This window comes from Sorangium sp. So ce327, from assembly GCF_051530205.1.
Classification (GTDB): Bacteria; Myxococcota_A; Polyangia; order Polyangiales; family Polyangiaceae; genus Sorangium; species Sorangium cellulosum_B.
The window spans coordinates 13,234,012-13,257,219 of the sequence record NZ_CP150330.1; the positions used below are offsets into that span (position 1 = coordinate 13,234,012).

18 protein-coding genes and 1 pseudogene are annotated in these 23,208 nt (G+C 69.5%); 10 read left to right on the top strand and 9 right to left on the bottom strand.

The annotated features are described in order from the left end of the window. Window positions 1-100 precede the first annotated feature (100 nt). Complete coding sequence (locus tag WME95_RS49735; RefSeq protein ID WP_437906176.1) at window positions 101-2,578, bottom strand: aldo/keto reductase; 2,478 nt, start codon at window positions 2,576-2,578, stop codon at window positions 101-103. A gap of 1,113 nt (window positions 2,579-3,691) precedes the next feature. Between WME95_RS49735 and WME95_RS49740 the strand changes: the two genes are divergently transcribed. From WME95_RS49740 to WME95_RS49765, 6 genes are all read left to right on the top strand, one after another. Next, window positions 3,692-4,396 (top strand): iron-containing redox enzyme family protein, encoded by a 705-nt coding sequence (locus WME95_RS49740; protein ID WP_437906178.1) that lies wholly within the window; start codon window positions 3,692-3,694, stop codon window positions 4,394-4,396. 187 nt (window positions 4,397-4,583) lie between these two features. After that, the gene (locus WME95_RS49745; protein ID WP_437906180.1) at window positions 4,584-5,570 is read left to right on the top strand and encodes a UbiA family prenyltransferase; all 987 of its coding nucleotides are present in this window, start codon (window positions 4,584-4,586) and stop codon (window positions 5,568-5,570) included. Window positions 5,571-5,594: 24 nt separating this feature from the next. Further along, the gene (locus WME95_RS49750) at window positions 5,595-7,757 is read left to right on the top strand and encodes an FAD-dependent oxidoreductase (protein ID WP_437906182.1); all 2,163 of its coding nucleotides are present in this window, start codon (window positions 5,595-5,597) and stop codon (window positions 7,755-7,757) included. A 183-nt stretch (window positions 7,758-7,940) separates the two neighbouring features. Further along, complete coding sequence (locus WME95_RS49755) at window positions 7,941-9,617, top strand: tannase/feruloyl esterase family alpha/beta hydrolase (RefSeq protein ID WP_437906184.1); 1,677 nt, start codon at window positions 7,941-7,943, stop codon at window positions 9,615-9,617. A gap of 141 nt (window positions 9,618-9,758) precedes the next feature. Beyond that, complete coding sequence (locus tag WME95_RS49760) at window positions 9,759-10,115, top strand: ArsR/SmtB family transcription factor (protein WP_437906186.1); 357 nt, start codon at window positions 9,759-9,761, stop codon at window positions 10,113-10,115. Beyond that, the gene (locus tag WME95_RS49765) at window positions 10,102-10,626 is read left to right on the top strand and encodes an SRPBCC family protein (RefSeq protein WP_437906188.1); all 525 of its coding nucleotides are present in this window, start codon (window positions 10,102-10,104) and stop codon (window positions 10,624-10,626) included. Before WME95_RS49760 ends, WME95_RS49765 begins: the two co-directional genes overlap by 14 nt. 251 nt (window positions 10,627-10,877) lie before the next feature. Here WME95_RS49765 and WME95_RS49770 read toward each other — a convergent pair. The 4 genes and pseudogenes from WME95_RS49770 to WME95_RS49785 all read right to left on the bottom strand — a co-directional run. Further along, window positions 10,878-11,045 (bottom strand): annotated as a pseudogene (locus WME95_RS49770) (dihydrofolate reductase family protein); the annotation flags it as partial. An 18-nt stretch (window positions 11,046-11,063) separates the two neighbouring features. After that, entirely contained in the window at window positions 11,064-11,507 is a 444-nt protein-coding gene (locus WME95_RS49775) for a hypothetical protein (RefSeq protein ID WP_437906190.1), read from the bottom strand. Between the two features lie 89 nt (window positions 11,508-11,596). Beyond that, window positions 11,597-12,043 (bottom strand): YciI family protein, encoded by a 447-nt coding sequence (locus WME95_RS49780; RefSeq protein WP_437906192.1) that lies wholly within the window; start codon window positions 12,041-12,043, stop codon window positions 11,597-11,599. A 582-nt stretch (window positions 12,044-12,625) separates the two neighbouring features. Next, window positions 12,626-14,137 (bottom strand): hypothetical protein, encoded by a 1,512-nt coding sequence (locus WME95_RS49785; protein ID WP_437906194.1) that lies wholly within the window; start codon window positions 14,135-14,137, stop codon window positions 12,626-12,628. A 620-nt stretch (window positions 14,138-14,757) separates the two neighbouring features. Between WME95_RS49785 and WME95_RS49790 the strand changes: the two genes are divergently transcribed. After that, complete coding sequence (locus tag WME95_RS49790) at window positions 14,758-14,883, top strand: hypothetical protein (RefSeq protein WP_437906196.1); 126 nt, start codon at window positions 14,758-14,760, stop codon at window positions 14,881-14,883. Window position 14,884: 1 nt separating this feature from the next. Here WME95_RS49790 and WME95_RS49795 read toward each other — a convergent pair whose 3' ends face one another. Then, complete coding sequence (locus WME95_RS49795) at window positions 14,885-15,442, bottom strand: dihydrofolate reductase family protein (protein WP_437906197.1); 558 nt, start codon at window positions 15,440-15,442, stop codon at window positions 14,885-14,887. 339 nt (window positions 15,443-15,781) lie between these two features. After that, the gene (locus WME95_RS49800; RefSeq protein WP_437906198.1) at window positions 15,782-16,531 is read right to left on the bottom strand and encodes a glutathione S-transferase; all 750 of its coding nucleotides are present in this window, start codon (window positions 16,529-16,531) and stop codon (window positions 15,782-15,784) included. Between the two features lie 258 nt (window positions 16,532-16,789). Between WME95_RS49800 and WME95_RS49805 the strand changes: the two genes are divergently transcribed. From WME95_RS49805 to WME95_RS49815, 3 genes are all read left to right on the top strand, one after another. Further along, on the top strand, window positions 16,790-17,095 hold the full coding sequence (locus tag WME95_RS49805) for a hypothetical protein (protein WP_437906199.1): 306 nt from the start codon (window positions 16,790-16,792) through the stop codon (window positions 17,093-17,095). Window positions 17,096-17,499: 404 nt separating this feature from the next. Beyond that, window positions 17,500-18,372, top strand: a complete 873-nt coding sequence (locus tag WME95_RS49810) for a fibro-slime domain-containing protein (protein ID WP_437906200.1) — start codon at window positions 17,500-17,502, stop codon at window positions 18,370-18,372. A gap of 295 nt (window positions 18,373-18,667) precedes the next feature. Beyond that, the gene (locus WME95_RS49815) at window positions 18,668-20,314 is read left to right on the top strand and encodes a DUF3556 domain-containing protein (protein ID WP_437906201.1); all 1,647 of its coding nucleotides are present in this window, start codon (window positions 18,668-18,670) and stop codon (window positions 20,312-20,314) included. 222 nt (window positions 20,315-20,536) lie between these two features. On the opposite strand, the gene WME95_RS49820 is transcribed toward WME95_RS49815, so the two are convergent. Continuing rightward, entirely contained in the window at window positions 20,537-22,504 is a 1,968-nt protein-coding gene (locus WME95_RS49820) for a RecQ family ATP-dependent DNA helicase (protein ID WP_437906202.1), read from the bottom strand. 100 nt (window positions 22,505-22,604) lie between these two features. Beyond that, on the bottom strand, window positions 22,605-23,177 hold the full coding sequence (locus WME95_RS49825) for a hypothetical protein (protein WP_437906203.1): 573 nt from the start codon (window positions 23,175-23,177) through the stop codon (window positions 22,605-22,607). Window positions 23,178-23,208 lie beyond the last annotated feature (31 nt).

Here is a 23,208-nt window from a genome sequence, read left to right on the forward strand (position 1 = left end):
ACGTCTTCTACCGTCACGGGTACGACACCACCGCGCCCTGGGCACCGCCCGGGCCCGTGGCTCGTGGATCCCGCGACGCGCACCGCCGCGGCCGCCAGGTTTACGCCCGTCCCCGATAGATCGAGTCGATGTGCAGCACGCGCTCGGGGTGCTTCAAGAAGCGCCGTTCGCGCTCCGTATGATGAAGCGCATGGCCGCCAACGCCGTGGAGCGATTGGTGAGCGCCGCAGGCAGCGACGAGCTCGTCGATGGAGGCCTGGGGTAAGCCGCAGATCGAAACGTCGAGCAGCTCGAGCGTCGGGTGCTCGCGAAGCAAGCGAACGAGCGCGCTGACCTCCGGCCGAAGCAGATTGGTCTTTTCGCCCAGGTCGCGCGTGCTCAGGTACGTGCCCAGGTTCAGGCTGCGAAGCTTCGGACAGTGGGCGATGAGTCCGTCCACGAGCCGCGTCGAATCCAATCGATCGAGGCCGATCGAGCCGAGATCCAGGCGTTCGAGGCGGGCGAGCGCACCGGTCTCGAGCAGGTCGACGAACGCATCGCAGCCCGGGTTGCCCAAGCGATTGAGAGACAATGACAGCGACACGAGCGAGCTCGGTTCTGGCAGCTGTCTGCTGAACAGACGGCGCAGCGCGGCGATGCTGCGCGGTGAGAACGCATTGGCAGCAGCGTACAGGTGGCGGAGATGCAGAACGCCACCTGCGGCTTCGAAGGCGTCCGCCAAGGCTTCGATGCCCTCGTCGAATAGACCCGTGTTGTGCACGTCGAGGAGCGACAGGGTGCTGTTCTTGGCCAACAAACGGCCGAGATGCGCTGCGCCTCCCGCGCCGAGCGGATTGCGCTTCAACCACAACGCGCGCGCATGGCGATTGTCTTCGAGCGCTTGGGCAATGATGCCCATGTCCTCCGCGTCGATGCAATTGCCTGCGAGGTACCAGGTCTCGATCGTCACCTCGGGATTGGACATCAGACGCGCGAACGCACGCGCCCCTTCATCGCCCGCGCCCTGGCACGCGATGTTATTTCCGAGCAGGAAGTGCCGCACCCGGCCCCAGCGCGGCGCGTGCGCCGCGCTGAACGGTCGCTCCACGGCTTCGCACAGCGCGGCGATGTGAGCGGGCCCCACGACCTGCTTGCACAGGTCCATGCGTTCGTCCGCGTAGTAAGCGCCGCGCTGGAAGATGAGCGGTGCCTCGCCGAGATCCGGCGGCGAGGAGCCGAGGCGCTCCGGATCCCGCAGAAAGTCGAAGAAGGGGGCGAGCTCGTGCGCGGGCGCGACCTCTACCGGCATGGCTTCGGGATAGGCCACGGCCATGGACACCGGCTCGCCGTCGACGAAACGCAGCGGACGAAGTGCCGGGTGACCCGGCTTGAGCGAGCAGATCGGTGTCCTGCTTTTGAGTTGTGCTTCTTTTTGTGCTTGCGCGCGCGAACGCAGCTTGCGCACGAGATCGCGAAAACGCCCATAGCTGGATACCGCGGTCTTGTCGCCCTCGACTGGGAAGAGACGCAGCGCGAGCTGGTTGGCCACGGGGTCCGTCGAGAGCTGGCGATTGGAGTTCGCGGGCAGGTTCAGCGCCAGGTCGGACACGGGCAGCCCGGCTTCGAGGGCACGGCGATCTTCGGCCAAGCGCGTCGCCACCCGTTCGACGTAGGTCCCGGTGTCGGTCACCTCGCCGAGCTCGGCGTCGAGCGAGGGTGTGGCCGCCTCCGGAAAGAAGCGACGCGTTTCGAAACCATAGTAGCCGCTGATCTCGGCCAGCTGAAGCGCGCTGAGCACCGGCTCGGCGGCGCGCGTCGCGTCGATCACCTCACGCAGATGTTGCGCCTGGGTCGTGTGAAACACGACTTCGGCACCGAGCTGTTGTGCCCAACGCAGCATGACCACCGCGGTCGAAACCCCGAGCGACCGCGCGAGGCGCACGAGCGGCGGAAACTCGAGGAATTGCCCGCGCGCAAGCACCGTGTGTCCTTGCACGCGGATCCCCTCCGCGCGGCACAGCGCCAAGAGTGGCTGCACGGGTCCGACAAAGGGGTGGAGCTCCACTTGATTCACCGCGGGGCGACGGCAAGGCTCGCCTGTCACGCCGTCGCAGAGCATCAGCAGCTCCTTCAAACGCGCAGCGGAATAGTTCGAAATCCCGATTTCATTCACCAGTCCGCGTGCGACCGCGGCATCGAGCGCGCGCCACATCGCGGCGGGCAGCGGGCGATGCAGCAGCACCAAATCGAGCGCGCGACCGAGCCGCACGACAGAGCCTTCGACCGCACGCAACGTTTGATCGAACAGCAGATGCTTGAAGATCTTCGTACAAACACGAATCTGCGGCAGCTCGGGATGCGCGGCTTCGAAGGCGCGCACCGCAGCGAATACGGCCGGCTCGTTCTTGTACAGGTGGGCCGTGTCGACGCTGCGCACCCCCGCTTCGAGCGCGCTCGTCACCAAGCGCGCGGCCGTCTCGCCACTGACTCGGTAGGTGCCGAACGTGAGCGCGCCGCGCAGGGCCTCGCTCGGCTCTGGCTCGGCCACGGGCGCAGGAGAAGTGTCTAAGAAGGACGCGAGAGCTCGATCGTCAGCCATCTTGATCCTCCAAACCCGCCGATCGAAGGGACCCCAGAATCGGCACAGGGGCCCGAGGCGATCCCTCGCGTCCCCTGCCACACCACCCGGCGTGCAGGTCCGGCCCGGGCGGTTCGACGAGCACGTTCCGAAAGAGGGCTGAATACATACCTGTTGAGATTCTCTCGAACCTCGGTCGCGCAGTCAAGCAGCCGCGGCCGGGGCGCCGCGCGCCACACCACGCACGCTCCGCCCCCCGCGGCTACCCTCCGAGGCCTGGACGTGGTGGCTGGAGCGCGCGGAGGGATGGATCGAACGGATCGATCGGCTTGATCGGATGATCACCCGCGCCGGCCGGCGGGTCCCTTCGTGAACTCCGCGGTCGCGGGCGCGGCGTCATCTCCGTCGTCGATTGCGACGGCTCGGTCACGGCGAGCTCCCCAGGGCCCGGGGTGGGCCCACGCCTCCCGAGGGGGGACGATCCGCCGTCATGCCCCTCCGAGATCCCAGGGGATCCGCCAGAACAACCGTTCGAGGGCGAACGGTCGCCGGAAACAGTAGCGTGGCGATTCGCCCCCGACATCCTTGAACCGACCCAGGTTGCGGCGCGAGGCCGTGCGGCGCGAGGCCAGAGCTCCCGCGCGGCGCGCGAAGCTGCTCACCTGGGCCCTGATGTCACGCGCAGGTCGACGGTGCGCCCGCGGTCCTGCAGGTGCGGCATCCGCCGACCACCTCGATCGGGGCGGCGCCGGGTCGAGCGCGGGTTCGGCTCGCGTCCTGCTGCACGTAAAGGCGGCGTCCTCGGGGAGCGAGCGATGAAGAAGGCGGCATGCGATGTCAGCCGCGGCAGGCGCCGCGCATAAGCCTCCATCGAAAGCGAGAGGCGCTCGTGACCCCCCGTGCACCGGCGCACAGGGTCTGGCGAAAATAACCAATCGACCGCCGGGGCCGCGGCAGGCAAGCTCGTCGCACGAGGTCGCCGAGAGCGCCTCGTGGGGGGACAAGGCCGTCGCGCTCGGCGGCCGTGGTGCGCCGTCGTGGGCTCGGCCCGCGCGAGGGCGCCCCGGCGCGCGGGGGCACCGCGCGCCGGCCGGGCGGCCTCGGCGACGCGCTTCGAACGTCACGGAGTGAACCATGGAACTTGCGACGAACATCGAGCCGCGGCCGGGCGCCGTGGTCAGTGAGGTTGAGCCGCGGCTCGGGCATCTGATGATGCGCCACCACCCGTTCTTTCAGCGCGCCGACGCCAAAGACCCTCGGTTCTTGCGCACGATGTTGCAGCTCGGCTTCGAGTTCAGCGAGGTGCTGGGCCGCTACCTCACTCTGCTGGCGCACCGGCTGTGGGACACCAACAAGCCCGTGGTCAGCATTCTCGTGAGCCAGGTGCACGACGAGCTCGGCCGGGGCAAGTTCACCGACGACGGCCACCCCAACCTGTACCGCGACATGGTCAAGGGGCTCGAGGCTTGGGCCGACGGCGCGGCGATGGAGTTCATGCGCGAGCCGCAGAAGCGGCTGATTCAAGAGCTGAAGCAGTGCCTCGGCTCGGACGACGTCGACCAGAGCCTCGGCGCCTACGTCGGCACCGAGATCATCGCTTCGGACATCACCGTTCATATCAGCCAGGTGATGGGGCGGCTCGGGCTGTCGGAGGGGGCCATGCGCTGGTCGCAGTGCCACGACGTCGTCGAGCTCGAGCACGTCCAGGGCATCTACGAGGTGCCCCGCCACCTGCCCCAAGACCCCGAGCGGCTGCGCCAATTCTGGGGCGCGGCCGAAGAGATGATGCGCGCCATGTGGCGGTACTTCGACGCGCTGAACCGCCTCTCGTTCGCCTGAGGCCTCGGCCGGCGGGGCCGGCGAAGTGCGATGGGCCGCGCACAAAAGTTATTTTGGACCGGATCCTAACGACCTTACGAGCAAAACCGGCTTCGACCGTTCGGGCGCGACGACCCCGACTTCGTCGGCGTTCCGAACGGCCATTGCACAAAGCCCAGCCCGCCGCCGCGCGCCTGGCAGGACCACCATGCCGACATCCTCGCTCCATTCGCCGCCTTCCATTACCGTTTCGCGCCCCACGAGCGCCGCGCGCCCGCCCCCTGCCTTTCTCGGGCTGTGGCGCGCGGCGCGTTGGAAGAAAAACCTGCCGCTCACCCTTCTCCTCTTCGGCGGCATGCTGGTCTCGCCCGCGCCCGTCGACGCCGGCGCCGCCGCCGTCGCGCTGCTCACGTTGCTCGCGAGCTCCGCGTTCATGACCCACGTCAACGTCCTCACCGACGCCGAGCTCGACGCGAGCGCCAAGCCCGAGCTCTACCGCTGGCTGTCGGTGAGCCGCACCTTCACCGTCCGCGCCCTGGCGGCCGAGCTCTTGGCGAGCGCGGCCGGTATCGGCTGGCTGCTGGCCCGGGGGCGCGCCTTGGCCGGCCTCGGGCTCGGCGCGTTTCTCGCGCTTACGGTGCTTTACTCCTACAATTACCTGTCACCCGGCACCGCGGCCGCCAGGCGCTTGAAGGCGTACTGGTGGGGGCACCTTCTGACCTGCCTGGTCAGCTACTTCGCCCTCTGGGGCGCGGGCCTTGGCCTGCACACCTCGGGCGGCGCGCGCGCGCTGGCCGCGTGGGGCCCGGCCTTCTTCTTCGTCTCGCTGTCCGAGTACGCGGTGTTCCTCTCCGAGAGCGCCGTCGACGCCGCCGAAGAGCGGAGGGCGGGCCTCAAGACGCTCGCCGCGCTGCTCGGGCGCAGGGGCAGCAGCCTCGCCGCGGCCTTGCTCTGGCTCGCCGCCGCGGCGGGGCTCTCGCTCACCGGCGCCCTCGCCGGCCCCGAGCAGCGCAGGCTCTTGCTCGTCTGCTTCGCGCCCGCCGTTCTCTGGCGGGGTAGCGTCGTCGCGCTGCTCGCGGCGCCGCTCGATCAACGCCGAGACCGCGTGCTGCGCTTGGCGGTACCCGACGTGACCTTCTTCGGGAGCCGGCTGCTGACCGTCGTCAGCCTCGTGGTGCTCGACGCCGCCTCGTAGGCGCCAACCTTGCGGGAGAATGACGTGACACTCTTCGAACACGAGAACACGGGCCCCTATGACGTGGCCATCATCGGGGCCGGCCTGGCGGGCCTGGCGGCCGCGCACGCGCTGCGCGACCGGAACATCATCGTCCTCGAGAAAGAGCCGCGCCCGGGGGGCCGCGTCTACACGAAGTCGGCGGGCGAGAGCTTCTACGACCTCGGCGCGGTGTTCGCCTACGACCCCGCGGCGGCGCCGATCGCCCTGCGGACGCCCGCGCTGCACCACGAGAGCGAGCGCATCGGGCTCTTCGCCCAGGGCAACGTTCACTACGGCACCTCGGTGAGAGAGTGCCTGCGCCAGCTCGACCTGGCGCCGCACGAGCTCGACACGCTCGACGCGTTCGAAACCGACCCCGAGAAGGACGCGAGCACCCTCTTGCCGGGCGCATACCGGCACCTCAACAGCTTCTTTCGCCTCATTCACCCGGGCGACATGAGAGAGTACCTGCCGCAGCGGCAGCACGACGCCTTCATCAAGTTTCCCACGCGGCACTACGAGACGGCGAACGGCTCGCTCGTCGAGGGGCTGGCGCGGCCGCTCGAGGGCCGGCTCGAGACCGGCGTCGAGGTGCTCTCGCTGACCGAGAAGGGCGGCTCGGTGGAGGTGGTCTTCCGGCGCGGCGAAGAGCCCCACACCCTCGCCGCCCGCGCCGTGGTGTGCACGGCGCCGGCGCCGGTGGCGAGGCGGCTCGTCACCACCCTCACCAACGATCGGTGCCGGGTCTTCCTCGATTCGCTCCGGTACGGCGAAGGCACCGTGGTGGTGCTCGGCCTCGAGGGCGCCGACCTCGCCGACTTCAGCTACATCGTCACCCCCGACCTGCCGTTCAACACCGTCATCAAGCATCGGGGGCGAGACGGCAAGCCCGACACCCTCTTCGTGTACTACGTGGGCGAAGCGTCCGAGGCGCTGAGCGGCCTGCCGCACGAAGAGATCGTCCGCCGGACGCTCGAGCACGCCCGCGCGCTGAAGGTCGGCGCGCTCTCCGAGAAGACGCTCCGCTTCGCGGACGTGCACCGCTGGCCCACGGTAGGCCCTCGCATCTCGCCCGCGAGTTACGCCGATTGGACCGACTGGGAGGCCCGCGCCTGCGAACGCATCTTCTTGGCCGGCGACTACGTCTTCGTCGAGCCAGACAACGTTCTGCCCTTTGGCACGACCCAGGCCTTGCAGTCTGGCAAGAGGGCGGCCGAGAGCGTGCGGGCGTACCTCGACGTGCCGGCCGAGGTCGAGGCGTTTCGCTCGCAGACGTTGATCGAGACGACCATCTACCGACTGGCGGGCGAGCGGCCCGCGTTCGTTCAGACCAAGAGCGAGTGCAACATTTCTTACTACGGGCTACTGCTGCACGCGAACCCGAGCCGGCCGCTCACCGAATATCTGCTGCAAAGCGCGCGCGAATCGCTGTGGGAGTATCAGGTTGGCTTCGGCGTGACGGCCGACGACAGCCTGCTCGTCTTGGAGGGCCTGCTCGCGGCGGGCGTGGGCCGCGACGTACTTCAGCCGAAGCTAGACCGCCTGGTCGAGCTCTTTTACTCTCGGCCGCAAGGCGCGTTTCACAGCCTGTCGGAGCGCCGGGCCGAGATCAAAGGGTGCGCGCAGGGGCTCGCCGACTACTGGCTCGGGCCCTCCGTGTACGTGTCGGCCCACGCCGGCCACCTCTTGCACCGCGTCGCGCCAGAGCGCTACCCGCAAGAAGTCGGCGCCTGCACGCAGTACGTCGCGGGGCTGCAAGAGCCGGAAGGCTACTGGAGCAGCATCTGGTTCTCTTCGAAGTTCGTGACGACGCTGCACGCCGCCAAGCTCTTGGGCATTCACGGCGAGAGGTACCGCCCCCAGCTATGGCGGGCGACCGCCTTCATTCTCGCGACCCAGGGCCACGACGGCAGCTGGGGCGAGACGGTGCTCGAGACCTCGGCGGCGGTGCTCGCGCTCGAAGCCCTGGGCGAAGCGGGCACGGCCGCCCTCCGGAAGGCAAAATCGTGGCTTCGCGCGCGCAAAAAGCCCGACGGCTGGGAGGGCGAGCCCATGCTCTATTACTGGTTCGAGACGGGGCCCGCCGAGAAGATGTTCTTTCACTGCCGAGACAAGGGGGCCGTCACCTCCGCCTGGGCCACTCTCGCGCTGGCGAACCCGGCGTAACGCCGCACGCATGCGCCGGCACTGAGGCTGGGCGAGCTGCCGCGCAACGCGCACCGGCGCCAATTCGGTTTGCAAAAACGATAAACGCGGGCCGCGGCTCGGCCTGCTCGTTTTTCATGGCTGGAAACCAGCTTATCAGGAGCGCGCATTGACGATCGCTGGCGCCAGCACGATAGTGGCGACATGAGGTTCAGACGCGGGATGAATGCGCTGTGCGCCGCATCGATAACGACAGGCACGCTCTTCGGATGCGTGGGCGACCAGCCTGGCGAGGACGACCAGGCTGGGAGCTGCGCCGGGCTCGCGGAGACGCGGTTCACGGCGGCTCAGATCGGCTTGCCCACGGGCGGTGCAAAGATCGTATCCGCGGTGGAGGTCCCGGCGCGCACCGACGGGCAGGTCACGAAGCCGGAGCATTGCCTGGTCTCGGCGGAGGTGCTCCCCGTCGATCCGAAGGCGCCGTCGATCCTCCTGGCGGTAGCCCTGCCGACCCGGTGGAACGAGAAGGCGGTGTGGCTCGGCGGCGGCGGCTTCGACGGCGTCATCCCCGACGTGACGGGCAACTCGCTCAACACGCTCGCGCCGACGCCGCTCGCGCGCGGGTACGCCGTGTTCGCGAGCGATGGTGGACACCAATCGACGGCCGCCTCGCCCGGCGCGGACGCCTCTGCGCTCGCGAACGAGGAGGCCTATCGCAACTGGCTCTCCGACGCCCCCAAGAAGGCGCGCGACGTGGCGGGCCAGATCATCCGGGCGTATTACGGGGTCGACGCGGCGCGCTTCTACGCGGTGGGGAGCTCGACGGGCGGGCGCGAAGCGCTGTTCGCGACGGCGCGCTCCCCGGCCGACTGGGATGGCGCGCTCGTGTTGTACCCGGCGCGCGACGTGGTGAGCTTGACGCTCGGCCTCGTCGCGACGCTGCAGGCGCTGTCGGCTCCAGGGGCGTTCCCGAGCGCGGCGAAGCGCAGCCTCGTATGGGACGCGGTGCTGGCTGAATGCGATGCTCTCGACGGTCTGGCCGACGGCGTGGTCGGCGACGTGGCGAGCTGCAACGGGCGATTCGACGTGACGGCGCTGCGTTGTATGGGTGGTGAGGACACCGGCGACGCGTGCCTGTCTGACGCGCAGATCCACGCCTTGGAGGCCATCGACGCGCCCGTACGGCTGGCGTCGCCGCTCGCCAACGGTGACACCGAGTTTGCTGGCTTCAACGTGTACTCGGCTGCACAGGGCGTCGGGACCGATTCGCCGCTGGAGCCTCACGTGCAGTCCGTCGACCTTGGCTCGCGCGCCCCGACCTTTCCTGTCGACCCGCTCACCAGCTCGTTCGCGGCGGCCCTCGTCGACGGCTTCATGCGCCACGTCGTCGTCAGGGATCCGTCATTCGACTATCGGACCTTCGACGTGCGGACGTTCGGCCCCCACGCTACGCGCGTACAGGAGCTGTCTGCGCTCGACGTGGGGGACGCCGACATGGGCGGCTTCGCCGCGCGGGGCGGAAAGCTCCTGTTGCTCCATGGCACGGGCGACATGCTGACGAGCCCGCGGACGACGGAGCGCTACGTGGACGGGTTGCAGGCGTCGCTCGGCGCGACGGCCGCCGGCGCGATGCTGCGCTACTACGAGGTCCCTGGGTTCCAGCACTCCGTGAGCACCGTCTTCCAGGTGTCCTGGGATGGCCTCAGCGCGCTCGAGAGGTGGGTCGAGGCCGGCGAGGACCCTGGTGACGCCGAGGTCGTCACGGACCTGGCGGGCGTGCCGGGGCGCACGCGACCGCTCTGCAGGTATCCAACCTTCGCGAGGTATCGCGGGGCGGGAGATCCGGACGACGCCGCGTCGTTCGAGTGCGCGGCGCCCTGACGCGGCCGCGGGCGTCGCCAGCGTGACCACGGCGGCCCACTCCGCCCCGCCCCACCGCCTTGGGGTGAGTCGGCGCGCGACGGAGCACGCGCTCGATCTCCTCTTGCACGACGCCGACGCGCGCGTTAAATACTGAACCACATGGTTCAGTATTCGAGTGCCCGCCTGGATGCCTCCTTCGCCGCGCTCTCCGACGCGACCCGGCGCGGCGTTCTGGAGCAGCTCGGACGAGCCGACGCTTCGATCACGGACCTCGCCGAGGCGTTTCACATGACCCTCACGGGCATGAAGAAGCACGTCGGCGTCCTCGAGCGGGCCGGGCTCGTCACCACCGAGAAGGTCGGCCGCGTGCGTACCTGCAAGCTCGGCCCGCGCCGGCTCGACGAAGAGACGGCGTGGATCGAGAGGTACCGCCAGCTCTGGGCCGCACGCTTCGACGAGCTGGACAAGGTCATCGAGGAGCTGAAACGAAAGGAGAACGTCGATGGACGCAAGTAAAGAGAGTGAGCCCAAATTGACGAGTAATCGCACGACGGTGGAACCCAAGTCCGATCGCGAGATCGTCGTCACACGGACCTTCGATGCCCCGGCGCGCATCGTGTTCCAGGCGTGGACGACGCCGGAGCTGTTCAGGCGGTGGTGGATACCGAAGTCGATGCCCGTGCCTCTACTTTCCTACGAAGCGGATATTCGCGCCGGCGGCAGCTACCGCCTGGTCTTTGGTCACGATGCCGCGCAGCCGATGGCGTTCTTCGGCACGTACCTCGAAGTGACACCGCATTCGCGCATCGTGTGGACGAACGACGAAGCGGGCGACGATGGCGCCGTCACGACCGTGACCCTCGAGGAAAAAGGCGGCAAGACGCTGCAGGTGCTGCACGAGCTCTATCGATCGAAGCAAGCGCGCGACGCCGCCCTGGCCTCGGGCGCGTACAGCGGGATGGGCGAGACGTTCGAGCAGCTCGATGAGCTCCTCGCCACGCTTGGCACGACGGCGCGATCGTCCTGAAGCCATCGCGCGGGAGGGGCGCCGGGGAGCGCGACGAGCGCGGTCCTCCTTCTCGGCGCTGCGCATTCACGCGGGCGGCGCGAGGCGCGCGAGGGCCGCCGCCTCGGCACGCGCGCGAAGAGGGCGCGGAGCTCGGGCGGGATTCTCTGCAAATCAAGCTCTTACCCCGAACATCGCCGCGGTGCTGCGCGGCGAGAAGGCTCCCGACGACGCGCTGGCCCGCGAGCTGGGCGCGATGGGGCTCCTCTGAGTCAGCGCGCGCGCCGGTCGTGCATCGCCACCGCGCCGCAGCGGAGCGGCTTGGCCGAGACCAGCTCGAGCCGCCGCGTGGCGGGCAGCCCGCTCTGGTACAGGGTCGGGCCGTGGCCGGCGATCCTGGCGTGGACGAGGAACTTGTACTCGTCGATGAGATCCAGCCGGCGGCGTGCCCGGCGGTTTCACTGCTCGACGCCCTCAAGCGTGTGGCAGCCATTGCACGAGAAGTCGCCGGTGTTGGTCATCGGGTCGTACGCGGCGATCTGCAGCACATCGGCCATCCGAGGCATGACCGTCTCGAACATCCATGTACCCCACCGCTCGATCTCCGGATCCTTCACGTACTCGGCGAACGCCTCCTCGGTGGCGGGGAGCGGGGGGAGGTCGGGGCTCGGCATCGCGAAGGTCCCGTCGGCCGCGCCGCTGCCGTGACAGGTCACGCACGTCATTCCCTCGAGCTTCGCGTCGAACGCGACGAAGGTCTCCTTCATCTCCGGCAGGACGACATCCTCCATGAACGCGAAGCGCTGATCGAAGCTCATGTCCTCCCACGCGACGGGCGCGTCGTCCTCCTCACCCCCACATGCAGCGACGATCAGGCACATCGCGATCAAGACGCGCTTCATGACCATATTCCTTCTCCCTTCGCGACAGCTCGTGCGGCGTCTCATCCGGCGGCTCGAACCGCTCTTCCGCCGGCGCTTCGTCGCCCGGCCTACTGCGCCCTCGAGAAGGACACGCTCCACGTCGGCGCCACCTCGGCGATGATCTCCCTGAACCGCGGCGGGATGTCCGAGAGCTCCGTCATCTGGTGGATCGTGAGCACCTCGGCGCTCCCGAGCCCGACGGGGCAGCGCAGCGCCCAGGCGATCGCCTCTTCCTTCGAGCCCACCTCGATCAGGTAGAAGCCGCCGACGAGCTCCTTCGACTCGGCGAAGGGCCCGTCGAGCAGGACGCGCTTCCCCCCCGAAATCCCGACGCGCGCGCGCGCCCCGGCGGGATTGAGGCCCTCGGATGCGATCAGCACGCCGGCCTTCTGCATGTCTTCGTTGTATTTCATGTACGCGGCGAACAGCGCCTCGTCCGGGGGCGCATCCGCCGCTGCCTGTGCGTCGTGCTTCGCGTCGTCGGTCGCCCGTGAAGCGGTGATCATGAATCGCATCGTCGAGTTTCCTTCCGGTTCGAAGAGGAGCGCCCCGGCGGCGTCGACCGCCCGGCCCCGCCTCCACTGTCACGACGAACGGGCGACCACGCGATCGACACGCGGGGCGATCTTTCTTTGAATGACACCTAAGGCTTCGTAGTCACGAGGTTTTCTTCTGGCGGGCGGAGCTGGACGGTGGACCCGGACGGGGAGCTCGTCGTCCCGGGGCCGGCAGGGCGGCCCCGGCTGCTCTCCGGGGTCGCCACGGGCCGGGAGCGGAGCCGGCCAGGCGCGCGATTTTTTCTGGAGGCGACCGATGATTCTTGACGCCCGCGGGGGGTCTATGTTCAGCCGCACGCTCTTCCCGATCTACGTCGCCGCGTTCCTCTGGGGAGGGCTCGGGCTGCGCGACCGCCGGGTGCGCGCGCTGCTTTCGGCGAGCCCGAAGTGCGGGACCTGCTCCGGGTTGACAGAAGATTCTTCTACACGATCCGGACCGCCTAAGAAAAACGACACCAAATCAACAACGTATCCATGCATCGAAGGGGCCGCCTGAACGAAGCAGCCTGCGGGCGAGGACGGCAGAGGGTGCGTCGCGCCTCAGTCGTCTGGCGCGACAGGGGCAAGGAGCGAGGTGTCGATGCGTAGGGCGCGCGCCGTGTAGGGCCCCATAGGAGACGCCTGCGTGCGCACCGCGACGGTGAGCTCCGCGCCGAACGCGGAAGCGTGGACGAGCGGTTGCTCCCGGCTCGACTCGATGATGCCGCTGTTCCCGAGCGCGGGGAGCGGCAGCACCAGCGTGACCTCCGGGGCGCCGCCGGCCGACGGCACGCGCACGAGGCGCAGCTCGCCCCGGCTTTCGTCCACCGCGACGTTGCCGGCGCACATGAGCGATCCGTTGATGTTCTGCACCTCGTAGTCGATCGTCCAGTCGATATGGCTGATCACGACGGCGATCCATACGTCGCCATCGCTCGTGCGCGCGGCCGAGAAGGCCGACCACCCGAGCCCCGAGGTCACGTCGTGGCACTCGGCCGGGCAGCCGCCGGTGGGTTCGCTCAAGTCCGCGGCCTCCCAGCCGCGCGAACATTCGAGCGTCGGTGTCGCGGTTCCGGGGATCGCGATCTCGTCGAAGCCGGCGCCCTCGGCGGCGCTCGCCAGCCGCAGCCCGTCGGGGTGCTGCACGACCGCGGCAACGCGCGGAACCATCGCTTCCCCGGCGGGCTGCGGCGGCGCGATGACGCCGTATTCGAGCGGCCAATATCCGGCGACCGGAGCGCCGAGGCTCCGCTCCGTGGTGCCATCGAGCACCTTGAGCTGCCAGCTCAACGAATCCGCCTCGGCGAACCCAAAGGCCAGCGGCGCGCCGTCTGGCGCGAGGCCGAAACGGGTCCAGTCGCTGCGGCTCGGCCGGCTCGCCGGCGCGAGGTCCCAGGTGCCGCTCGGCGCGCGCGTCGCGTGGACGAAGCGATCGGGCCCGTCCCCATCGAACCAGATGTGCGGCTCGCCCCGGGAGTCCATCGCGAAGCCGTAAACCGGCACGGCCTTGTCCTCGTGGTCGAACACCGGCTGCTTCTCGGTCGCGCCGCCGGCGAGCGGCAGGAATACGAGACCGCCGGGAAAGGCGCCTGGGCTGGCCTGCGTCTCATCCGCCGCGGCGTACGCCTCTCCATCCGGCGAGAGCGCCACGTGCATGGAACCGGCCTCCATGTCGAGATCGCGTTGCGTCGCCCCCTCCTGGTCGAGCTCGAACAGCCGCGTCGGGTCGTTGCCGAGCGCCACGAGGTACGTCGCGCCCGCCGCCGGCGCGGCCATCACTCCGCCGAACGCAAAGTTGTACTCGGTGCAGGTCACCTCCACGTCGAGCGTGATCGCGCAAGGCGCGTCCGCAGGACAGGCGTCGTCGTGGTTGCCCGGCCCCGAATCGCACGTCACCGCCGCGCCGCCCTGACCGCCCGCGCCGCCCGCACCGCCCTGACCGCCCGCGCCGCCTGCCGCTTCTGCGCCTGGCGACCCCTTGATATCGATCTGGCACCCAGCCGTCAGCCACAGGCCGGCAAGGATGCCGGCGCTCAAGATCCATTGGTCACGCGAATTCAATTGTCTGCCCATGATCGATCGCCTCCTTGAAATGCGTGGTCACTCAAATGCGTGCCACTTCGCAACAAACATTCCATTCGATTTTGTTGCGCAATATCCACGGTCAAACTTGATGCTCGTGCCCCCACGCGCCATGGCAACGACTTTCACGACTGACAGATTGTGCAGCCGTGTGCCACGCTCGGCGGGAGGGGTAGAGGAGTGGGCGTGAGCTGTCATGGCGCGCGTCGCGTGCCGCCTCCGCGCGCGCAGGGGGGGCGGCCAAGGTCGCGCTGATCATGGTCTGCTGCCGCTATGTTCGGAGCCGGGCGCCGGGATCACGGAATCGTGAGCCGACGCGAGCGGCGGGCTCGACGTTCGGTCCAAGCTTGCTCACCCCTCCGTGCCACCGACAGCCCGAGCAGCCGGCCGAGCGCCTCGTGAACGACCCGGGCCGCCACCTCATCCTCGAGGGCGACGGCGCGGCTCAGGGGGCTGGCGAGCGAGGCGACCACGGCCGCCCGAGGCGACGGGTCGGTCACGGCGAGCTCCCCAGGCCCGGGGCTTGACCCTTGGGCCCGGGTTGGGTCCATGCTTTCAGGGGGTGCGATCCGTCGTCACGCTCTCCGCCAGCGGACGCGCGGTTCGAGCCGGTGCGGCAGGACGAGTGGCTCACCGCCCAGCTGCGCGCCCTCGCGCTCTGTCCCGAGCCGGCCTTCGTGGTGCCCGCCGAGGTGCGCCGCGCGGCTGGTTCGCTGGGCGCGATGGGGCTCCTCTGAGTCAGCGCGCGCGCCGGTAGTGCATCGCCACCGCGCCGCAGCGGAGCGGCTTGGCCGAGACCAGCTCGAGCCGCCGCGTGGCGGGCAGCCCGCTCTGGTACAGGGTCGGGCCGTGGCCGGCGATCCTGGCGTGGACGAGGAACTTGTACTCGTCGATGAGATCCAGCCGATCCAGCTCGGTCGCGAGCTTGCCGCTGCCGAGGAGCACGCCGGCCGGGGTCGCGTCCTTGAGCTTCTGCACGCCCATGCGCAGATCGCCGGCGATGTGGTGGCTGCTGGTCCACGGGAAGTCCTTGCGCGTGGACGACACCACATACTTCGGCTTGGTCTCCAGCTTGACCGCCCACTCGCGCACCGCCGGAGGCGCCTCCTCGTCGCCGCGGGCGACCGCCGGCCAGTAGCTCTCCATCATCTCGTAGGTGACGCGGCCCCACAGCATCGCGCCGCTCTCGTCCATGAGGCGGGTGAAGAAGGCGCGCGTCTCGTCGTCGGCGATCCCCTCCTGGTGGTCGACGCAGCCGTCCAGGGTGACGTTGATGGCGAAGGTCAGCAGTCCCATGCGGCGAGTCTCCTTCGGAACGAGGCCTCGGTCAATGTTCCGGTATTGCAATGCGCACCGCGACGCTCTCGGCTTTGTCATCTCGGCGCGTAGGTAAATCAAGCCGGATCGCCGCGCGATGAAGCGTAGCGCGGCAGAGCGAAAGGGTGGGAGCGCGAGCGTCGTGATGGCTCGGTCCTGGGTCGAAAGAGCGTGGTCCGGGCGGCGCCGAGCGAGCTGCTCCACGCCGCCCCAGCGGCTCAGCGTCGGGACGACGCGTGACGCACGCGCGGTGCAGCGTCGCGAGCGCTCCCTGCGCGAGCGCGACCCGCACGAAGCTCGAGATCGCGTCGGGCGGATTCACCGCCTCTTCGACGGCGCCGGATCGAGCTCCGGATAGTGCCGGAAGATGCCGTCTTCGTTGAAGGGTATCCGCCGATCCGAGGCCAGGTAGGCCGCGATCCGCGGGCGCTCGGCCACGCGGTCGTGCAGGGCGACGAGCCCGGGGATCCTGGGCGCGAAGGCGGCCATGGCGTGCGGGAACGCGTAGCGGAGGCCCGCGATTACCTGGAACAACGAGAGATCCACGTAGGATATCGCGCCTCCCAGGACGTGACGGCCGCCGTGGCGCTCGAGGACGCGCTCGAAATAGCCGAGGAACTTGGGCATGCGTTCGGCGAGGAAGGCCTGGCTGCGGCGGAGGGCCTCGGGCTTCTGGTCCTCGTAATAGAGCTCGACAGAGAGGGGGTGGTGCGTGTCGTGCACCTCGGCGACCAGATCGGTGATGGTGAGCTGGAGCTGATGGGCGCCGAGCCTGCTCGCCTCGTCGTCCGGCGCGAGGCCGAGGCGCGGGCCGAGGTAGAAGAGGATGTTGGCCACCTGGGCGATCACGAGATCGCCGGAGCGAAGGAACGGCGGCGCGAAGGGCTCGAGCGCGAGCGCGTGGCTCTTCATGAGCTTCTGCATGACGGCGACGCCGCCGTGCTTCGCCGCGGGCAGCCGGGCGACATCGACATAAGGAGCGCCGGCGTCCTCGAGCGCGAGGCGCACGAATTCGCCGCGGCCCTGAATGCCAGGCCAGTAGTACAGCTCGTACGTTGGCGCGTTCATGATGGATGACTCGCGCCGGCACGGGCCGCGGTCAATGGGCGCGCCGCCGAGCGGTCCGCCGGGCCCCGCGCGGGCACGCGAGCCGGTGCCCCCTGCGCCGCGCCGCCGAAGGAGAGATCCATGGCCGCCGTGGCGCGTGTAGCCTGGGCGGCGGAGGTGTCGAAGATCCCGACCCCAACCTCGATCCGTCGACGTTCGGCGCTTCTTTTCAGGCGTTCCTCCAGCAGATGACAGCGCAGGCGGATAGCGACATTCGCCGTGAACAACACGGGCGGCCCCGCCTCGCGCTGGATCTTCGGCGGCGACGGATCGCCGCGCAACGTCGCCGCGAACAAGTGCATCCACCTGGACGTGCGCGAGAACACGGCCTGGATCCACCTGCGCGATTGCAATGGCGCGCCCGCGTCCCTCGGCTGGTCCTGGAGCGCCTCGGACCGCACGATTCGCAACAGCTCGCACCCTGCCGGCTGCGGGGGCGGAAACAACTGGCGCGGCTTCGACTTCGGCCTCACGTGCTTGCTCGACTGGCGTTGGCGCTCCACGAACACCTTCGACGTCAGATAGGCGTGAGTCGTTGCAGGCGTGGGGGGGCGTCGCCTCTGGCGAGGGCGACGGCGCGATCACAGAGGAGATCCTTCAAGGCCCAGCCTTGTGCGGTCGAGCACGCTTCTTCTACAACGGAGACGCCCTCCGCTGCCGGCTGCTCGGCACGGCGCGCGAGGTCACGCTCCGCATGGGGACGCCTGAGCGAAGAGCGCCATGACGAGCTTCGGATACGTTTGAATTTTCTGCTCCTGATGCAGAAGGTCTCCGGGGTTGCGGCCGGGGACGCCGAGCTTTTTTGTCGAAGAATTTTTGACCCGTTCGACCCACCGCTGCCCACCGGGAAGGACGCTGGCGACGTGGGGCCTCCGACGTCGTCCCGTGCGGGTTCGATGGCTTCTGGCGATCGGGAAAAGGGGCGAGACATGATGGCTTATCGGCGGATGGTGGTGGCGGTGTCGGCGTGCGTGACCCTCGTGGCGGCGACCGCGTGTGCAGGAGGGGCCAGCGACGCTGGTGACGCTGCCTCCTACGGCGCCGGGACGGCGAGCGGCGGCACCGGGACGGCGAGCGGCGGCACCGGGACGGCGAGCGGCGGCGACTTCGGGCAAGATCCTCCTTTCGGCGAGATCGAGGGTAGCTCGGGCGGTAACCCGAGCTCGGGCGACGACGCGTGCGGCAGCGATCTCATCGCAATCGCCCGCGACTTCAAGGACACGCACCCTGATTTCGAGGCGGGCCGGTTCGGGAGCGACCGGGGCCTCGTGGAGGCTCAGCTCGGCGCGGACGGCAAGCCGGTGTATGCGGGCGACAGCGAGGGCACGCGGACCACGACCGGCAAAGAGGCCTTCGATCAGTGGTTCCGCGACGTGCCCGACGTGAACACCGCCGTCCAGATATCGATCCCGCTCGCCGACAGCGGGAATGGCACGTCCACGTACGACAGCACCGACTTCTTCCCGATCGACGACATGGGGTTTGGCAACGAGGACCGGAGCCACAACTACCACTTCACGCTCGAGCTCCGCACCAAGTTTGAATACGAGGGCGGCGAGGTGTTCACCTTCTCGGGCGACGACGACCTCTTCACCTTCATCAACGGCCACCTCGCGATCGATCTGGGCGGTGTTCACAGGCCGGAGAGCGCGACCATCGACCTCGACGCGCGCGCTGAGGAGTTCGGCATCACGCCGGGCAACAGCTACACGCTCGACTTCTTCTTCGCCGAGCGCCACACGACCGAGTCGAACTTCCGCATCGACACGTCGATCGGTTGCTTCACCCCGGTCGTCAACTGAGCTCGGTCGCCCGCTGACCCGGCGCGACCTGAGCCCACAGCGCCCTTCGCGAGGAAGTGTAGCGCAGCAAACCTGAAGGGTGGGACGGCGAGCGTCGTGATGGCTCGGTCCTGGGTCGAAAGAGCGTGGTCCGGGCGGCGCCGAGCGCGCTGCGGGGCGCATCGGCGTGCCGTGGGCACACCTGTCCGTCCGGGCGCTGGTCTGGCCCGGAACGCATGCTCTCCCGCGATGAATGGCAGGCCCGCCGCGCGTCGATTGTGTGAGCCGGGGGACGGCTTCGGATAGCATCGCGGCCGTGCCCCTGCTGCGTCCGCTCGCCCCGCCGTACGATCCGCTCGACTGGGTGAAGCGGCCGTTCCCCGAGCGCGCGCGCATGGTCTGCGAGGCGTGGGCGCTGCAGGGCTCCGGCGCGCCGCTCGCCGTCTACGTGCTCCACGCGGTCAAGCTCGCCCTCTATGCCGGCGCCTGGGTCCTGTTCTGCAGCACCTCGCCGAGCCTCGGCGGCCTCTCGACGATCGGCGACTGGTGGCTGCACCCGCTCGCGTTCCAGAAGGCGATCCTGTGGAGCATGCTGTTCGAGGGCCTGGGCTTCGGCTGCGGGTTCGGTCCGCTCAGCGGACGCTACGCCCCGCCCGTCGGCGGCGCCCTCTACTTCCTCCGCCCCGGCACCACGAAGCTCGCGCTGTTCCCGCGCGCGCCGCTCCTCGGCGGCACGCGGCGCACCCCGCTCGACGTCGCGCTCTACTTCGCGCTGCTCGCCCTGCTCGTGCGCGCGCTGCTCGCCCCCGCGCTCGGCGTCTCGCACCTCGTGCCGATCGCCGCGCTCGTGCCCGTCCTCGCCGTCGCCGATCGCACCATCTTCCTCGCGCTGCGCGCCGAACACTACTGGACCACCGTCGTCGTGTTCGCGGCCACCGCCGACTGGATCGGCGGCGCAAAGGCGGTCCAGCTCGCGCTCTGGCTCTGGGCCGGCGTCTCGAAGCTCAATCACCACTTCCCGACCGTCGTGTGCGTGATGACGAGCAATAGCCCGTTCGCCCGCTTCGCATGGCTGCGGCGGCGCATGTACGTCCGCTATCCGGACGACCTGCGCCCGTCGCGACTCGCGATCGCGATGAGCCACGCCGGCACCGCGCTCGAGCTCGGCGTGCCCATCGTGCTCGCGTGCTCGACCGGCGAGACGGCGATCGCCGTCGGCATCGCGATGGCGCTCGCGCTCCACGCCTTCATCACGAGCAATGTGCCGATGGGCGCGCCGATCGAGTGGAACCTGATGGTGGTCTACGGCGTGTTCGCGCTGTTCTGGGCCCACCCCGGCGCGTACCCGTTCGACGTCGGCCCGCCTCAGCTCGGCGCGCTCCTCGCGATCATGCTCGTCGCTGTTCCGCTCCTCGGCAACATCGCGCCAGGGCGGATCTCGTTCCTGCTCGCGATGCGGTACTACGCCGGAAACTGGCCCTATAGCGTGTGGCTGTTCCGCGGCGACAGCTATCGAAAGCTCGACCGGCTCGTGAAGGCCGCGCCGTGGATCTACGACCAGCTCGGCCGGCTCTACGACCACGCCACGTCGGTCGGCCTCGTCGGCAAGGTGCTCGCGTTCCGCCTCATGCACCTCCAGGGCCGCGCGCTGCCGGTCCTGCTGCCGAAGGCGATCGAGGGCCCGCTCCACGAGTACGAGTACCTCGACGGCGAGCTCGTTGGCGGCCTCGCGCTCGGCTGGAACTTCGGCGACGGCCACCTGCACGGCGATGGCTTGCTGCGCGCGATCCAGGACCAGTGCGGCTTCGCCCCAGGCGAGCTGCGCTGCATCTTCGTCGAGAGCCAGCCGCTCGGCGGCGCGAAGATGGCCTATCAGATCCACGACGCTGCCTCCGGCCTGCTCGACGCCGGCGAGCTCGACGTGCGCGAGCTGCGCGGGCGCCAGCCGTGGGCGGGCCCGTGACCGACGTGGACGCCGTCGGCGTCGGTCCGCGCAGCTGATCGCGACCCCATGGGCTCGACTGGCTTTCACCCCTATCTAGCCAAGAGGCTGCGACCGGAAGATCGCGAAGCTGGGATTGGAGCGCGCCGCGGAGATGCTGGTTGTTCGGATCGCTGGCGGAGCCGCATGTCGCGAGCGGCGAGCTGTTGCGTCGCTCCTCGTCATGGAGATGCTCGCTCAGGGTCAGGTCGCCGCTGCGGCGCCGACGAGGCGGGGGAGCCCGGCGCACCAGTCGAGCACCTCGGCGAACCGGCGCGTGATGAGGACGCCGAAGAGCGGATCGCGCGCGAGCTTGGCCTGGGTGGTCGCCGGGCTCGAGAGGCCGCAGAGGAACCGCGCCGCCTGGCGAGGATGGCCCAGGGCGCCCGCGTGCGCCGCGCGCAGCGCCGTGAACGCGTCGACGTCGAGCCCCACCGGCATCGGCGGCGCGTGCGCCGGCTCCGGCAGCGTCACGGCGACGCCGGCGCGGCAGAAGGTGCAGCGCCCGCACGCGGCGTCGAGGCGTTCGCCGAAGTACGCGGCGAGCGCGGCGGCGTGACAGCGCGCCGAGGTGAGCAGCTCGATCACCTGCCGCACGCGCCCGATCTCGGCGTCCTCGCGCCTCGCGAAGCGCGCGAGGAGCTCGCCGACGAGGGCGCCCGCGTCGTCCATCGAGGCCACGCGCACGAAGCGGTGCCGGATGTCCGACGCCTTGAGCTCCGCGAGCCCCTGCCGCTCGAGGTACTCGAGCGCGCGCACCACCCGCTCGCGCGGCTGCTCCAGCGCGGCGGCGGCGGCGGCCGGGTCGATCGCGTACAGGACTCGCCCCTTCTTCGCATGGCCGAAGAGCGCCTCGAGGAACCGCGCCGGCTCGCCCTTCACCGACGCGATGACCTCCTCGAGCGTGCGGTGGAGCCGCACCTCGTAGCCGGCGTAGTGCGGCGTGAGCTGCCGGACCGCGCCCATCAGCTCGAGGTAGGTCAGCGCGGTGCGGAGCACGAGCGGCCGGACGTCGTGGCGCGTCCCCAGCGCGTGCAGGCCGAGCTCCACCTGGGGCGCGGCGAGCACGGCGCCGACCACCCCGTGGAGCGCGTCCTCGGTCGGCGTGTCGCCGTACGCGAAGTTCTCGAGGACCGGCAGATCGTCGCCGCACACGAAGATCTCGACCACCGAGTGCGCCTGATCCCTGCCGGCTCGGCCGATCTCCTGACTGTAACTCTCGAGGCTCTTCGGGAGATTGTAATGGTCGACATAACGCACATCGGGCTTGTCGATCCCCATCCCGAACGCGATGGTGGCGACCACGATGCCGCGGTCGCTCTGCATCCAGTCGTCCTGCACGCGCGCGCGCTCCGCCGCCTCCATCCCGGCGTGGTACGCGCGCGCCGGCAGCCCCGCAGAAGCGAGCTTCTCGGCCACGTGCTCGGCGGTCTTCTGGAGCGTGACATAGACGATGGTGGAGCCGGGCGGCCGGGATCGCAGGCGCTCGATCAGGACCCGGTCGCGCGCGCTCGCGCTCACCGCCGTCGCGCGGAGCTCGAGGTTCGGTCGGTAGAAGCCGGTGATGACCGTGTGCTCCTCGCGGATGCCGAAGGTGGCGCAGACGTCGCGCACGACCCCGGGCGTCGCGGTGGCCGTCAACGCGAGCACGCGCGGCACGCCGAGCGCCCGGGCGGTGTCCGCGAGCCTCAGGTAGTCGGGGCGGAAGTTGTGTCCCCACTCGGAGATGCAGTGGGCCTCGTCCACCGCGAAGAGGGCGATCTTGAGCTCTTTCAGCAGCGCCATGAACCGCTCGCTCACGAACCGCTCGGGGGCGACATAGAGCAGCTTCGTCTTGCCCGAGCGCAGATCCCTGTGCGCCTCCGCGGCGTCGTCGGCTGACAGCGACGAGTCGAGCCGGACCGCGGCGATGCCGCGCGCGCTGAGGAAATCGATCTGATCCTTCATCAGCGCGATCAGCGGAGAGATGACGATCGTGACCCCGTCGAGCAGGAGCGCGGGGAGCTGGTAGCAGAGCGATTTGCCGCCGCCCGTCGGGAAGACCGCGAGCGCGCTGTGGCCCGAGAGCAAGGCATCCATGACCGCGCGCTGGCCTGGGCGGAGCTCGCGGAAGTTGAACCGCGCCTCGAGGACGTCGAGCAGATCGGGGCCGGATGGTGTGGGCTGGTTCAAGGGGGCATCCTACACCTCGCTCGCGCCGAGGAACACGCCGCCGTCGCGGGCGTAGAGCGCCAAGCCCGGGTCGGTCAGCGGCTCTCCCGCGGAGCCGACATCACACGACGCGGCGCTCGTCTCGCTGGCCTGGAGCCTTCGGCACGACGCTCGGCCATGTGAAGGCGAGCTCACCGCCCACCGGCAGCTGGTTCCACAAGGGCGCCAGCTCTTCGAGCCGGACGACGATGCGATCGACTCGCCGGGCATCTTCGCCCGAGAGCGACTCGCGCGGCGCGGGCCGCGAGGCATCCGGGCGCTGCCCCTGGCGGCGCCTCCAGATCAGGTCGCAGACGGCGGCGAGGCGCTCCGACGTGACCATGTCGTGCTGCCTGCCCTCGTCCGCGTTGCGAAGCGACGTCTCCCGGCGCAGCTGCTTCCGCCGCTCGCGCGCCCGTTCGCGCGGGCTCCGGTCGCCGGGCGCGGCCGAGATAAAGGTACCGCCGCCGCTCGCGGCACGACCGAAGACGCCCGACGTCAAGCCGAGCTCGGCCTCCACGACGTAGTGGACGAGGTCGTGCGGAATGTGGTCGTCGAACCCAGGCGCCGGATCCATCGCCTGGGGCTGTTTGCCGGCGACCTCCACGACGACGGCGTACCGCCGCTCGCCGGTGCGTCGAAAGATAACGTCCATGATGAGACATCAGGATAGCACATTCGCGTCC